The 13,232-nt window shown below is 61.0% G+C and carries 11 protein-coding genes; 9 read left to right on the forward strand and 2 right to left on the reverse strand.

All coding sequences use genetic code 11. The features are described 5' to 3' along the window. The first annotated feature begins 36 nt into the window (after positions 1-36). Both HED64_RS13315 and HED64_RS13320 read left to right on the forward strand, forming a co-directional pair. A complete protein-coding gene (locus HED64_RS13315) occupies positions 37-540 on the forward strand; it encodes a DUF2087 domain-containing protein (protein WP_168152513.1) in 504 nt (167 codons plus the stop codon). A 96-nt stretch (positions 541-636) separates the two neighbouring features. Beyond that, positions 637-1,431: a hypothetical protein gene (locus tag HED64_RS13320; protein ID WP_168152514.1), complete on the forward strand. Its 795-nt coding sequence runs from the start codon at positions 637-639 to the stop codon at positions 1,429-1,431. Here the strand turns inward: HED64_RS13320 and HED64_RS13325 are convergent, their stop codons facing one another. Then, positions 1,432-2,292 carry an inositol monophosphatase family protein gene (locus tag HED64_RS13325; RefSeq protein WP_168152515.1) on the reverse strand — a complete coding sequence of 287 codons (861 nt, stop codon included), beginning with the start codon at positions 2,290-2,292 and terminating at the stop codon, positions 1,432-1,434. 126 nt (positions 2,293-2,418) lie between these two features. Here HED64_RS13325 and HED64_RS13330 point away from each other — a divergent pair, with 126 nt between their 5' ends. The 4 genes from HED64_RS13330 to HED64_RS13345 all read left to right on the forward strand — a co-directional run bounded on the left by HED64_RS13330 (position 2,419) and on the right by HED64_RS13345 (position 7,411). Then, the gene (locus tag HED64_RS13330; protein WP_168152516.1) at positions 2,419-2,919 is read left to right on the forward strand and encodes a MarR family winged helix-turn-helix transcriptional regulator; all 501 of its coding nucleotides are present in this window, start codon (positions 2,419-2,421) and stop codon (positions 2,917-2,919) included. Beyond that, entirely contained in the window at positions 2,912-4,474 is a 1,563-nt protein-coding gene (locus HED64_RS13335; RefSeq protein ID WP_168152517.1) for an MFS transporter, read from the forward strand. Before HED64_RS13330 ends, HED64_RS13335 begins: the two co-directional genes overlap by 8 nt. Before the next feature lie 208 nt (positions 4,475-4,682). Further along, positions 4,683-6,215, forward strand: coding sequence for an APC family permease (locus HED64_RS13340; protein WP_168152518.1), 1,533 nt, complete (start codon positions 4,683-4,685; stop codon positions 6,213-6,215). Then, entirely contained in the window at positions 6,212-7,411 is a 1,200-nt protein-coding gene (locus HED64_RS13345; RefSeq protein WP_168152519.1) for a CaiB/BaiF CoA transferase family protein, read from the forward strand. Before HED64_RS13340 ends, HED64_RS13345 begins: the two co-directional genes overlap by 4 nt. Here the strand turns inward: HED64_RS13345 and HED64_RS13350 are convergent. Then, positions 7,391-8,941, reverse strand: coding sequence for a PucR family transcriptional regulator (locus tag HED64_RS13350; protein ID WP_168152520.1), 1,551 nt, complete (start codon positions 8,939-8,941; stop codon positions 7,391-7,393). The genes HED64_RS13345 and HED64_RS13350 overlap by 21 nt on opposite strands. 82 nt (positions 8,942-9,023) lie before the next feature. Here HED64_RS13350 and HED64_RS13355 point away from each other — a divergent pair, with 82 nt between their 5' ends. The 3 genes from HED64_RS13355 to HED64_RS13365 are packed head-to-tail and all read left to right on the forward strand — an operon-like array spanning position 9,024 to position 13,120. After that, a complete protein-coding gene (locus HED64_RS13355) occupies positions 9,024-10,385 on the forward strand; it encodes an aminotransferase class III-fold pyridoxal phosphate-dependent enzyme (RefSeq protein WP_168152521.1) in 1,362 nt (453 codons plus the stop codon). 48 nt (positions 10,386-10,433) lie between these two features. Next, on the forward strand, positions 10,434-11,627 hold the full coding sequence (locus HED64_RS13360) for an acyl-CoA dehydrogenase family protein (protein WP_168152522.1): 1,194 nt from the start codon (positions 10,434-10,436) through the stop codon (positions 11,625-11,627). 32 nt (positions 11,628-11,659) lie between these two features. Then, a complete protein-coding gene (locus HED64_RS13365) occupies positions 11,660-13,120 on the forward strand; it encodes an aldehyde dehydrogenase family protein (RefSeq protein ID WP_210149684.1) in 1,461 nt (486 codons plus the stop codon). The last annotated feature ends 112 nt before the right edge of the window (positions 13,121-13,232 follow it).

Below are 13,232 nucleotides of genomic sequence, written 5' to 3' on the forward strand. Positions count from 1 at the left end.
TAGGACGAAGAAACGGGAAATACGAGGGGAACGACGATGAACGATTCGGAAGAACAAGTCAGCGGCGACTGGCGCCAGATATTCGGGGCCTTGGCTAACGAGGAGACCCGGCGTTTTTATGCCCAGCAAGTTTTGGGTCTGGAAAGTGATTTGCGGCCGGAACGTGCGGCTAAGGCTGATGCCAATCTGCGCAAGGCTCGGCTCATTGATAGCGAAGGTGTCCTTGATCATGGCATCTTCGCGCGGCTGTTGGCCCACGGCGCAAGGACGGAACCGCGAGTTGGCCAACAGCGCTTTTTTGATGCACAGGGACGGCTGGATCGCTACCCCAAAAATCACGAAGAACGTGTTTCGTTGCTGCGCTTGATCTCAGGGCGCGTGATGGGCCACGGGGAGCATCTCACCGAGGCCGAACTGACGGTAAAACTCGGAGAAATTGCTGATGATCCGGTACTTCTCCGGCGCTATCTGGTGGACTACGGCGTAGTGCTGCGCCAGCCAGATGGGTCGTCCTATCGACTGGCTGACGGATCAGACTAATCGAGGTAATTGCGCGCATCTTGTCCGAAGGGGTATTTTCATTGGTGAACGGTGGCTGGTTATTGTCGCGCCGTCCTCTGAGCCCCCAGGAGTTTCATGTCTGACCCGTATACCCGCCCGGGTGGAGATCCGAACCAACAATCGTGGTCTGCACCAAGCGGATATCAAGGGCAGTACACTGCGGGTCAGCAGCAGTACCCGGGGCAATACTCCCCGGGGCAGCAGCCGTATCCGGGCTCCTATCCCGGCCAATATCCTGCGTATGGTTACTACCCCAATGGGGGTCAGCAGTCCCCGCCGCGCAGCCATGGGATGACAATTTTTGCCATGATTGTCGGTATAACTGCCGCAGCAATTTCGCTGGTTCCGTTCCTTGGCTTCGTTGCTTATGTGCTGGGTCCGGTGGCGATGGTGCTGGGCATCATCGGGATTGCGCAACGGTACCGGCGCCGGGGATACAGCATTACAGCTCTAGTCACAGGAACGTTCGGGTTGCTGGTCTCGGTGCTATACACCATCCTTTTTTCGACGCTGATCTCCGTTGCCCAGAACACGCAAACCTATGAATTTACCGCAGACGGAACCGCGGAGTACAAGGTGAACATGCGAACGGGAGTCGACGGCGGCCCGGATGGAATAACCATGCAAAACGGGCCATTTAGCCAGATGGTTGAGGCATTAACACTCTTTGGCGGTATGTCGATCACTAATCCGACCGGTGAGATCGAAACAGTGAGTTGCCGCATCAATGACTCGGCCGGAAACCTGTTGATCCAAGACACCGCGACGGGCCCCTACCAAATGGCAACCTGCGAGCTCAGCGACGTTTTGGTGCACCAGATGGAAGACATTGATTTCCCCGAGGAACTCAGCGCCGGCAAAACGGACTGACTAGATTCCGTAGCCTCGGGCACGGCGCGATGCCATGATCCGTGAGATCGAGTCCTCCAGCACCGGATAGTTCGCGCCAGGTCCCAGGGCCACAAAACATGGGGCCTCATGGTCGGGCCGGAGCAAATCGTCATAGCTGCGCCCCATATAACTTCCACCCGCACGGCGCACCAGCAGCGCGCCGGCCGACACATCCCACGGCTTAGTGTCGAAGCCGATGGTGGCATCACACCACCCCGCCGCGACATGGGCAAGAGCCAATGCCGCCGATACCTTCCGGCGAACCGTTGCAAATGCGGTCACCCAGGTGCCGAATTCTTTCAACCCCGCATCGCCGTCGATCTCCAGTGCTTCCGCCGAGGGATAGTCGCTCATGATGTTTGCATGATGCTGATCGGGACGTGGGGCTGGGCTCAAAATACTGCCGTTCAGGTACGCATGCTGGGCGTCGGCAGAAAACTCCTCACCGGTGATCGGGTCCAGTACCACTGCCGCCAGCAATCGTCCATCGCGCGCGGCGGCAATGGAAATGCAGAAGAACGCGATCCCGTGTTTGAAATTGCTGGTGCCGTCGATGGGGTCAACGATCCATTGGATGGACCCTTCGCCGGTGCTTCCGCCTTCTTCGCCCAGCACCCACGAATCCGCTTCTGCCGTCAGGAGATGGCCACGGATGAGCTCTTCGCTGCGCCGGTCGAAGGCCGTCACCACGTCGTGGGGGTTGGTCTTATTTTCGAGGTCCATGTCTTGGCGAAATGCTTCGCGCAGGAGCGGTGCGGCTTCTCGGGCAGCGTCAACGGCGATGGACATCAGCCGTGCGGCTAGGACGGTTTCCGGGGCGCTGAATTCATGGGTGCTCACGATCCACCAGCCTAGTCCGGGTGTGAGATACACGAAAATAGTTTGACGGGGCAACTAATTCACAAATATGGTTGCTTTAGGCAACATTAGCCTTGGTCAACTAAATTTTCGAAGGAGCGCGATCCGTTGTCACGCGGTGAAACACCAACATTGGAACTTGTCGAAAGCCTGATGGCGCTTAAGCGCACCCTGCGATGTGTGGAGCAAGCTGGCGAAGGCAAGCACTCGGTGGGGTTTGCCGCTTTGGGGGTGCTGGCCTATGTCCAACGCCATCAGCCAACCCGCGCCACCGACATTGCACAGTGGGTTGGCATTGGGCCCGCTGCCATGAGCCGGCAGGTGGCTGAGCTGGAAAACTCCGGACTTCTGGTGCGGGCTCCGAGTCCCACCGATGCTCGTGCCCAGCTGATCTCGCTGACTTCCAATGGCAGTGACGAAATTCAGCAGGCCTATGAGCGTCGTGTCCTTGTGCTCTCCGAATTGCTCAACGACTGGAACGAAGCAGAAATTTCGGATGCCGCGGAAACCGTCAACTCGATTCAAACCGTGCTCCGTGCCGGCTTGGAATCGATGGCGACCAAAAACACCAAGGCTGCAACCGGCCCAGAGGAGAACAGCAATGACTGAATCGAACCCGGAGTCCACAGAAGTGCGTGAACGCACCGCGGACAAGCCACAAATGAGCCAGAAGGAGGTCTTGCGTTCCATCACTGGCGTTCTGGCCTCGTTCTTCGCGGCCATGCTGGCTTCGACCATCGTTTCTATTGCCTTGCCGACGATCATGGATGCGCTCGATGGAACGCAGACCGATTTCAACTGGGTCATTACCGCCGCACTCTTGGCCAACGCCGCAACAACCCCGATCTGGGGCAAACTAGCTGACCTCTTCGACAAGAAGAAGTTGCTGCAGGTGGGCATCATCATCTTCATTTTCGGCTCATTGTTGGCAGGCTTTGCCATCAATATCCCCATGCTCATGAGCGCACGCGTCATTCAAGGCATCGGAATGGGCGGGCTCACCGCCATGGGCATGGCAGTGATCGGCACGGTCATCCCGCCGCGTGAACGTGGACGGTACTCCGGCTACTTCGGTGGGGTCATGGCGGCGGCCACCGCTGGTGGTCCGCTATTGGGTGGCTTGATTGTCGACTCGCCCCTGGGCTGGCGCTGGACCTTCTTCATCGGGGTCCCGATCGCTATCATTTCCATGGTGATGATCCACAAGACTCTGCACATCGCCCACATTGCCCGCAAGGTATACATCGACTGGGCGGGCGCGATCCTGGTGACGATTTCGGTGTCAACGCTACTGATCTGGGTCTCCTACGTCGGCAAGGAGGGCTACTTTGAAGGAAATTCTTGGCAGACATACCTGATGGTGGGTGGCTCACTGGCGCTGATCGCGCTGCTGATCTGGGTGGAGGGTAGGGTACCCGAGCCGGTCATCCCGCTGCGGATTATTGCGACCCGAACTACCGCACTGGCGATCATTGCCTCCATCTCCATCGGTGTTGCCATGTTCGGTACCGGGGCCTTCCTCGGCCAGTATTTCCAGGTCGCCCGCGAAGCCACTCCGACCATCGCCGGGGTCATGACCTTGCCAATGATTGCCGGCAACCTGTTTGGCTCGGTCTTCTCCGGTCAGCTCATTTCGCGACTGGGACGATGGAAAATCTTCTTGGTGATCGGGGCCATTCTCAACGTTGGAGCGTTGGTTCTGCTTGGCACCATGGCGCATGACACCAACTACTGGATCCTCGCCACCGGCATGTTCTTTAACGGTGTGGGTATGGGCTTCATGATGCAAAACCTCGTCCTCGCGGTGCAGAACACCGTGAAGGTGACGGATATTGGCACGGCAAGTTCCTCTGTCGCCTTCTTCCGTTCGGTCGGTGGCGCTGCAGGTGTGGCTGTGCTTGGCGCGATGCTTTCGGACAAGGTGAGTCGGCTGCTCACCGACGCTTTGGTGGCCGCTCACCTGATCTCCCCCGATGGGTCCGCCGGGGCTGCCGGGGGAGCCTCACTCAACCTCAGCAGCATGCCACCGGCCGTGCGTTCCATGTACGAAACGGCCTTCGGCGATGCCACGGGCGTGGTCTTTATGACCTCCGCAGCGGTCGCCTTTGTGGCCCTGATCTGCATCTTATTCATCAAGGAAGTTCCTTTGCGCCGAACCATTTAGAAACGATCACGAAGCGCCGCTGAGGCCCTCGCTGGTAAGGGAAATCCTTGACAGCGAGGGCCTTTTTGTTCGGCCAAAAGGAGCCTTGCCTTAGGTCCCTCGATTACCGAATCGGATGTATCATCCAACGCCTTAGACGAATCATCCGAGATGTCAGTCACCATTCTTCCGTAGTGTGAGCAACGTCGTTCATACGGAAGGAACCGCGATGACCAGTAGCCAAGAGCACTCCGCCAGCGCAGCACCGAAACTCAAGAAGGTCCTAGGACGTTGGGATACCCTCGCCATCGGCGTCGGAGCCATGATCGGCTTCGGTTGGGTGGTGCTGACCGGCGACTGGATCACCACAGCCGGACCTCTGGGTGCGACCCTGGCCATGATCGTGGGCGGCGGGATCATGGCCGTTGTCGGTTTGACCTATGCCGAGCTGGTGGCGGCCATGCCCAAGGCCGGTGGTGAGCACAACTACCTGCTTCGAGCCATGGGAGCCCGATGGTCATTCGCCGGATCGTGGGCCATTGTTGGCGGCTACATCACCATCGTCGCGTTCGAAGCGGTGGCCTTGCCGAAATCCGTGCTGTACCTCTTCCCGAACCTGAACCACATTAAGTTGTGGGACGTTGCCGGATCCGAGGTGTATCTGACGTGGGCGCTGGTCGGGGTACTGGGTGGGGTCGTCATCACCGCGATCAATATCCGCGGCATCAAGACCGCAGGCGTTGTACAAACGTTTGTGGTGCTCTTCCTCTTCGCCATCGGTGCGGTCCTGCTGTTCGGTTCCTTCAGCGCAGGTAACACCGAGAACATGGAACCCTTCTTCACTAACGGCGTGGCCGGATTCTTTGGCGTGATGATCATCGTCCCGTTCATGTTTGTCGGCTTTGACGTCATCCCGCAATCCGCGGAGGAATGTGACATCGAGCCGCGGCGCATCGGCAAATACGTGGTGATCGCCGTACTCATCGCCACTGCCTGGTACGTCATGGTCATTCTGGCTACGGCTTCCGGCATGGGACAGGGTGCACTGGCCGGCTCCGAGCTGGCCACCGCCGACGCCATGGGCGCGCTCTTCAATTCCGATGTGATGGCCAAGGTACTTATCTGCGGTGGTATCGCCGGCATCCTCACCTCATGGAATTCTCTGCTCATGGGCGCCTCACGACTGCTGTACGCCATGGCAGGATCTGGCATGCTCCCGGCATGGTTCGCCAAGTTGCACCCTAAATATGGAACCCCGGTGAACGCTTTGCTCTTCATCGGTGGGCTTTCGATAATCGCACCGTTCTTCGGTTCGGCGATGCTCGGTTGGCTGGTCGACTCCGGGTCGCCATCCATCGTGATCGCCTACCTGCTGGTCGGGGTGGCATTTGTAATCCTTCGTCGCCGCGAACCCATGATGGAACGCCCGCTGCGCATCGGTGGCAAGGGGAACTTCGGGCAAGTCATTGGGGTCGCCTCGGTGATCTTGTGCCTGGGATTGGTCAGCCTCTACCTACCGGGGATGCCGGCCGCCATCAACATTCAGCCATGGATCCTTTTTGCCGCGTGGTGGGGAATGGGCATGCTGTTCCTGATCCGAATCCCACGCGGTGTGGTCCCTGGCATTAATGCCGAAGAAGAACTGCTGAACCGACTGGCCCTGCGGGCCAAAGACAAGAAAGCAGCCAACGCCGGAAATCAACCGGTGGGACGCGAAAGTAACCTACAGGTCGAAAAGGCCACGGAGGAAACGACACGATGAGTACCACTGGCCCCCTCGCGGGAATTACCGTTGCTGATTTCTCCAGGGTTCTTGCTGGACCGTTGTGCACCATGACGCTAGCCGATTTAGGGGCCACCGTCATCAAGGTCGAACGTCCCGGCATCGGGGATGACACCCGCAGTTGGGGGCCTCCGTTCTCCGCCACCGGATCCACCTACTTCGAATCGGTGAATCGTAATAAGCAATCACTGACCCTGGACCTGAGCGATCCAACCGACCGTCATGCTGCCCGTGAATTGGCGGTGCGTGCGGACATTGTGGTCGAGAACTTCCTCACTGGGGGAATGGACAAATTGGGTCTGGGTTACGGGGAAGTCAGCACACTGAACCCCGGGGTAATCTACGCATCCATCTCCGGGTTCGGCTCGGCTGAGGGGGCGCAGCTGCCCGGATATGACTTCATCGTTCAGGCGCTGGGTGGATTGATGTCCATTACCGGGGATGCCGAGGGCGAAGCGATGAAGGCAGGGGTGGCCCTGGTGGATGTCCTCACAGCCAAGGATGCCACCATCGGAGTGCTTGCCGCATTACATGCCCGCAATGCCTCCGGCGCCGGAGCCCACGTGGAAGTCAACCTGCTCTCCAGCCTGCAAGGTGCCTTGGCCAACCAGGGTCAGGCCTATCTAGGCGCCGGAAAGGTCGCCCAACGAATGGGCAACGCGCACCCCTCGATCGTGCCCTACCAGCTGCTTGCCTGCGCTGACGGTTCGGTGGCGGTGGCCTGCGGCAATGATCGACAGTTTGCCAAGCTCTGCACCGAAATCGGACAGGACACGCTCGCCGAAGATCCACGATTCGCCACGAATACAGCACGAGTGAGTCACCGCGAGTTGCTGATTCCACTGCTCGAGCAGGCACTGCGCGAGGATACGGGTGCCAACTGGCAGACACGATTCACCGCGGTGGGGGTGCCCGCTGGCAAAGTTGCGGGCATCGATGAGGGGTTGGAATACGCCAAAACGTTGGGGCTGAAACCCACGATCGAGGTGCACAACTCGGCGGGGGAGACGGTAGGAACCCAGGTGCGTCATCCGATCACGTGGACCCCGGAGTTTGCCGTTCGCAGCGAAGCGCCGCCGCAACTGGGGGAACATAGCGAACTTATCCGCGCCTGGCTGAGCAGCGATGTCGAGTCACTTGAAGAATTTGTGACTCTAGCGCTGCCTCGTTCCTAATTCGCCGTCGCGCATGGCCAGCCAAAGGTGCGCTGCGACATCCGGGTCATCTAAGTCCACTCCGATGAGCGTGGTAGCCACCGAGATCCGATGGCGCAGGGAATTGCGGTGGATGCCTAGGGCTCGCGCCGCATCTTCCCAGGTGCCGCGAGCCCCGAGGTAGGCCCGCACCGTGCCCAGCAGATCGGCACGCGGATAGCCTGCCAGCAATCGCACCCAGCCCGCGGCCTTGGCGTCATCGCTGGCGCCCACGGCAACCAGACGGCCGTCGGGGGCCTGGAGTACGGCACGGCGCAATACCGCAAGGTTGCCCGGGATTTCTCCCAGGCTCACCAGGTCGCCCAGGGCCGCTGCCAGCGACCCGGAGACTTCGTGGTCGCCGGGGGGCGAAATCCCCAGCAAGGCGTCTTGTTCCAGCGATTCACCTCCTACCTTCGGCCTGTTGCCGATCCCGGAGGCTGGCAGCACGAGGTAGAGGATCGAATCCTGGACGTGTCGTAGTACGCAGGCATCAACCGTGGCGCCCAGATCCGGCAGGCCAGGATCTGCTGCCAACCGAACCGCAGCACGCGCCGCCATAACAGGGTCATCACCGGTGGACAGTCGGATGCCCAGCAGTCGAACTCTGGTGGGAAGCTCGGGGAGTCCCACGTCTTCTGCCACCATGTGTGCGGCCTCGGTTTGCCCATGCAAGAGCAATTTGGTGGTGGCAGCACCCAAGGCATTGGTGGTGCCAACAACTACCTCGCGTTGTCTGGCCCGCAGGGCTAACAGCGTGGAGACGGTCATGATGATTTGTCGATCGGCCTTGGTGAGCGTCCGCCCCGAACCAATACAGAGGAACCCGTGGATCCGAGCGCCGAGCAGGATCGGATAAAGCACTACCGGCTGCCCGTGCAGCTCGAACGTCGCGGCCGAGGGGACACCTGCCTTGTTAAAGCGCATTGACTCGGCCCGCAGGTCAGCCACCAGAGATCCTGCGGAGGTGGGCCACACGGTTTCGGTTCCGGCATCAGCGGGAAGGTAGGCTGCCCAGCCGCCGAGCGCCTGAGCGAGGCCGCGCACCACGGCGCTGGTGGCATCTGGGCGCATAGCGGCCCTGGCCAGTGCCGTTTGTGTGCCCAATGAATCCATGAGATTCGTGGTGTCGTCCCGGGTGGACAGGCGCCAGTAGGCACGCGAGACGTGCTGAAATGGCACCCCGTCCGGGACGATCACCAGCTCGATTCCCGCCGCGCGGCTGGCGACCAGCACGTGCCCGGGTACCTGATTCAGCCACGGGCCCAGACCTAGACCCACGGCACGAATGTCCTTTTCCCCGAGCCGCTTCATATATGCCAGCGAGAGCGCAGCCGACTTGGTGAAGGGCATGCCAGTGGTCAGCAACAGCTCGCCGCCGTCTAAAAACGCGGTGGGATCCTCCAACTCGGAGATGTGAACACCGGTTACTGGTTTAGCGCTGAATTCGGCCCCGGGGCATGGCAAAAGCTCTTGGCCGAGCTCGGCGCCTAATTGCAACAAGGAGATCATAGGTTGAATTATCCAACATCAAGGGGCAACTTGGGCGGATCATCCAATGACGCGTGTCACTCTCTCGCCTAACGTTTAGCCCATGACCGAAACACTTCTGGCCGTCGACGCCGAGACGCTCCCGCAGACCCGCCACCTCGCCACCTCCATCCCCGGCCCGCGCTCCACCGCACTACACGCCGAACGCATCGCTCACGTGACCAACGGCTTCGGCATCACCCTGCCGGTCTTCGTGGCCCGTGCCGATGGTGGCATCATCGAGGATGTTGACGGCAACCGACTCATCGACTTCGCCTCCGGCATCGCCGTGACCTCACTCGGTGCCAGCAACAAGCGCGTCGCCGAACGCGTGTCGGCACAGCTCAACGCCTTCACCCACACCTGCTTCATGGTCACCGAATACGAATCCTTCACGCAGGTCTGTGCCTGGCTCAACGCCAACACCCCGGGCGACTTCGACAAGCGCACCGGGCTGTTCTCCACCGGCGCCGAAGCCGTGGAAAACGCCATCAAGATCGCCCGTGCCGCCACCGGCCGACCCAACGTGCTGGTCTTCGACGAGGCCTACCACGGCCGCTCACTGCTCACCATGGCGATGACCGCCAAGGTCAACCCGTACAAACTGAACTTCGGACCGCTTCCGGCAGAGATCATCCGTGCCGCCTCGGCCAACCCGCTGCGCCCCGCAGAGGGACTTGAATCCGGAGCCGCCGCAGCGCTGGAATCCGTTGAAGCCACCATCCTGGAACACGGCGCAGATTCCTTCGCCGCCATGGTCATCGAGCCGATCCAGGGTGAGGGTGGCTTCATCGTCCCGGCCGCCGGCTTCATCCCCGGTCTGCGCAAACTGGCCGACAAGTACGGCATCGTGCTGGTCATCGACGAAATTCAGGCCGGCATGGGCCGCACCGGCGCCCTCTTTGCCTCCGAGCACGAGGGCGTTGCGGGGGACCTGATCCTTACCGCCAAGGCACTGGCCAACGGGGTTCCACTCTCCGCTGTCACCGGACGCACCGAGCTGATGAACGCGCCGCACGCCGGGGGACTGGGCGGCACCTACGCCGGAAACCCGCTGGCCTGCGAGGCAGCACTGGCGGTCTTCGAGCAGTTCCAGGACGGTTCCTTGCTGGCCAACGCCCGCCGTATCGAGGAGGTCGCACGCGAAATCCTTGAACCGCTGCTTTCCTCCACCGCCATTGTGGCCGAGGTTCGTGGCCGCGGCGCCATGCTCGCCATCGAACTGGCCGACGCCGGAACCCTGACCCCACGCGCGGATAAGGCCAAGGAAATCTCCGCCGCTTGCCACGCCGCAGGTGTACTGACCCTGACCTGCGGCACCCACGGCAACGTCGTGCGCCTGCTTCCTCCGCTGGTCATCGGCGAGGAACTACTGCGCGACGGGCTCGCGGTGCTGGCCCAGGCCATCACCGACGCCGCCAACTAGAACCCCTCCTTCGCCCATCACCCCCCCCGAACTTTTTTGGAGAACACCATGACCCTCACCATCCATGACCACGAAACCCACCAGCTGGACCCGGCAGATTTGATCAACTTTGATGCGCTGCTCACCGAAAAGGAACTCGCGCTGCGCTCCAAGGTTCGTACCTTCGTGAACGAGGCCATCAAGCCGAACATCGCCGCCTGGTACGCCGACGCGGTCTTCCCGCTGGAAATCGTCCCGGAAATGGGCAAGCTGGGCCTGCTCGGCATGCATCTGAAGGGCTACGGCTGCGGCGGCGGAACCGCGGTGGAGTATGGATTGGCCGGCTCCGAACTTGAAGCCGGGGACTCGGGGTTGCGCACCTTCGTTTCCGTGCAGGGATCACTGGCCATGAGCGCGATCTACAAGCACGGTTCGGAGGAGCAGAAACAGGAATGGCTGCCGAAGATGGCGGCGGGCGAGGCCATTGGTTGCTTCGGTCTGACGGAGCCCACGGCTGGTTCGGATCCCTCCGCGATGAAGACCTTTGCCCGCAGGGACGGGGATGACTGGGTCATCAACGGCACCAAGCGCTGGATTGGGCTGGCTAACGTCGCTCAGGTCGCAGTGATCTGGGCACAGACCGACGAGGGGATTCGAGGCTTTGTGGTCCCCACCCAAACCGCAGGATTCAAGGCGACCCCGATCGAGCCCAAGCTCTCGATGCGCGCCTCCATCCAGTGCGAGATCGAGCTGACCGACGTGCGTCTTCCCTCCGACGCGGTGCTGCCAAACGTGGTGGGGCTTAAAGGCCCGTTCTCCTGCCTGAACGAGGCTCGTTATGGCATCATTTGGGGTGCCATGGGTGCCGCGCGTGATTCCTTTGAGGATGCTCTGGCTTATTCCAAGACCCGTATGCAGTTCGATAAGCCGTTGGCCGGCTACCAGATGACCCAGCAGAAGCTCGTGGACATGGCGTTGGAGATCAACAAGGGCTACCTGCTGGCCCTGCACATCGGACGGATGAAGGATGCGGGCACCCTAGATTTGCACCAGATCTCGGTGGGTAAGCTGAACAACTGCCGCGAGGCCATCAAGATCGCCCGCGAGGCCCGGACCATCCTGGGCGGCAACGGCATCACCCTGGAGTACTCGCCGTTGCGCCACGCCAACAACCTGGAATCGGTACGCACCTACGAGGGTACGGATGAGGTCCACACGCTGATCTTGGGCAATAAGCTCACCGGCGTCCCGGCCTTCCGCTAAACACGCACCCCCAACGTTTCGAGAGGCAAGAGATGACCGAAACCATGACGCACATCGACACCGTTTCACTCCGTCTGCTCATTAACGGGCAATGGATCGAGGGCTCGGGCAAGGAACTGGAATCCAGTTCTCCTGCCAATCCCTCAACGGTGGTTGCCGCCGGCGGCACCGCCACCGAGGCGGACGTGCGCACCGCCATGGCTGCCGCACGCGCGGCAGCAGCGGATTGGGCTGCAACGCCGATGGCCGAACGTGGATCGTACCTAGCGCGCGCGGCGGGCATCATCATCAACAACGCAGATGCCTGGGGCCATGAACTGGCCCGTGAGGAAGGCAAGACCGCAGTGGAAGGCAAGGGTGAGGTGCTGCGCGCGGCCCAGATCCTTAACTACTATGCGGCCGAGGGTGACCGGCTGGCTGGGGAAGTGTTTTCCTCTCCGCGCCGCGGTGAAACGATCATGGTCACTCGCAAGCCATTGGGCGTCGTGGGTGTCATCACCCCGTTCAACTTCCCCATCGCAATTCCGGCTTGGAAGATCGCCCCGGCGCTGGTCTTCGGCAATACCGTGGTGTGGAAGCCGGCATCCACCGTGCCGCTGCTGGCGATGCGGCTGGCTCAGGCATTGGTCGAGGCAGGCCTGCCGCAGGGTGTGCTGAATCTGGTGATCGGCTCCGGAACGCTGGGCAATGAGATCGTGAACCACCCGGATTTGGACGGGCTCACTTTCACCGGCTCCACGGGTGTGGGCAGAAAGCTCGCGGCCACCGCAGCTGGCCTGGGTGTTCCGATCCAAGCGGAAATGGGCGGTAAGAATGCCTCGGTGGTGCTCGATGACGCGGACCTTGAGCTCGCCGTGGAACAGGTACTGTTCGGGGCCTTCCGCTCCACCGGGCAGAAGTGCACAGCCACCTCGCGGCTCATCGTGCAGGAGGGCATCGCCGATGCCTTCATGGCCCGGTTGCACGAACGCCTCACCGAGTGGAAGACCGGGGAACCGACCGATCCCTCAGTGCAGATGGGACCGGTGGTCTCGGTCTCGGCGGCGCAGGAAATTCGTGCCGGCATTGCCGCATCGATCGCTGCCGGCGCAACGGTTCGCTTTGAAGGTGATGTTGCTGGCCTCGGTGATGCCTTCGTGGCCCCGACGGTCTTGGAGTTGCCGAACGGAGAGAACAACGCCTGGCGTGAGGAGTTCTTCGGCCCGGTATTAGCGGTGCGCAGGGTCACCACCACGCAGGACGCCTTCGCAGCGGCGAATGACTCCGAATACGGTCTGAGCTGTGCACTGTTCACACAGGATCTTTCCAAGGCACTGGCCGCGATGGAACGTATTGACGTGGGCATTTTGCATGTGAATTCCGAATCGGCCGGTGCAGATCCGCACGTTCCGTTTGGCGGGGCCAAAAAGAGTGGATACGGCCCGAAGGAACAGGGTGGCGCTGCCAAGGAATTCTTCACGCATACCACCACGGTTTACCTGCGCGGAGCATAAGGAACTTTGTTGTGGGGCACCCGCCGTCATCCGGTTTGAGAGGATGCGGCAGGTGCCCCGCATCGTGTCTAGGATAAGCATCGGGCCTGGCCGGAAACGTGAGACAGCGAAC

The organism is Paeniglutamicibacter terrestris (genome assembly GCF_012271785.1).
Lineage (GTDB): Bacteria > Actinomycetota > Actinomycetes > Actinomycetales > Micrococcaceae > Paeniglutamicibacter > Paeniglutamicibacter terrestris.

Coding starts and splice junctions, on each gene's coding strand:
- HED64_RS13335 (WP_168152517.1), top strand. CDS start 2,912: ATGACTGAATCGAACCCGGAGTCCACAGAAGTGCGTGAACGCACCGCG.
- HED64_RS13350 (WP_168152520.1), bottom strand. CDS start 8,941: ATGATCTCCTTGTTGCAATTAGGCGCCGAGCTCGGCCAAGAGCTTTTG.
- HED64_RS13320 (WP_168152514.1), top strand. CDS start 637: ATGTCTGACCCGTATACCCGCCCGGGTGGAGATCCGAACCAACAATCG.
- HED64_RS13355 (WP_168152521.1), top strand. CDS start 9,024: ATGACCGAAACACTTCTGGCCGTCGACGCCGAGACGCTCCCGCAGACC.
- HED64_RS13340 (WP_168152518.1), top strand. CDS start 4,683: ATGACCAGTAGCCAAGAGCACTCCGCCAGCGCAGCACCGAAACTCAAG.
- HED64_RS13360 (WP_168152522.1), top strand. CDS start 10,434: ATGACCCTCACCATCCATGACCACGAAACCCACCAGCTGGACCCGGCA.
- HED64_RS13315 (WP_168152513.1), top strand. CDS start 37: ATGAACGATTCGGAAGAACAAGTCAGCGGCGACTGGCGCCAGATATTC.
- HED64_RS13345 (WP_168152519.1), top strand. CDS start 6,212: ATGAGTACCACTGGCCCCCTCGCGGGAATTACCGTTGCTGATTTCTCC.
- HED64_RS13365 (WP_210149684.1), top strand. CDS start 11,660: ATGACCGAAACCATGACGCACATCGACACCGTTTCACTCCGTCTGCTC.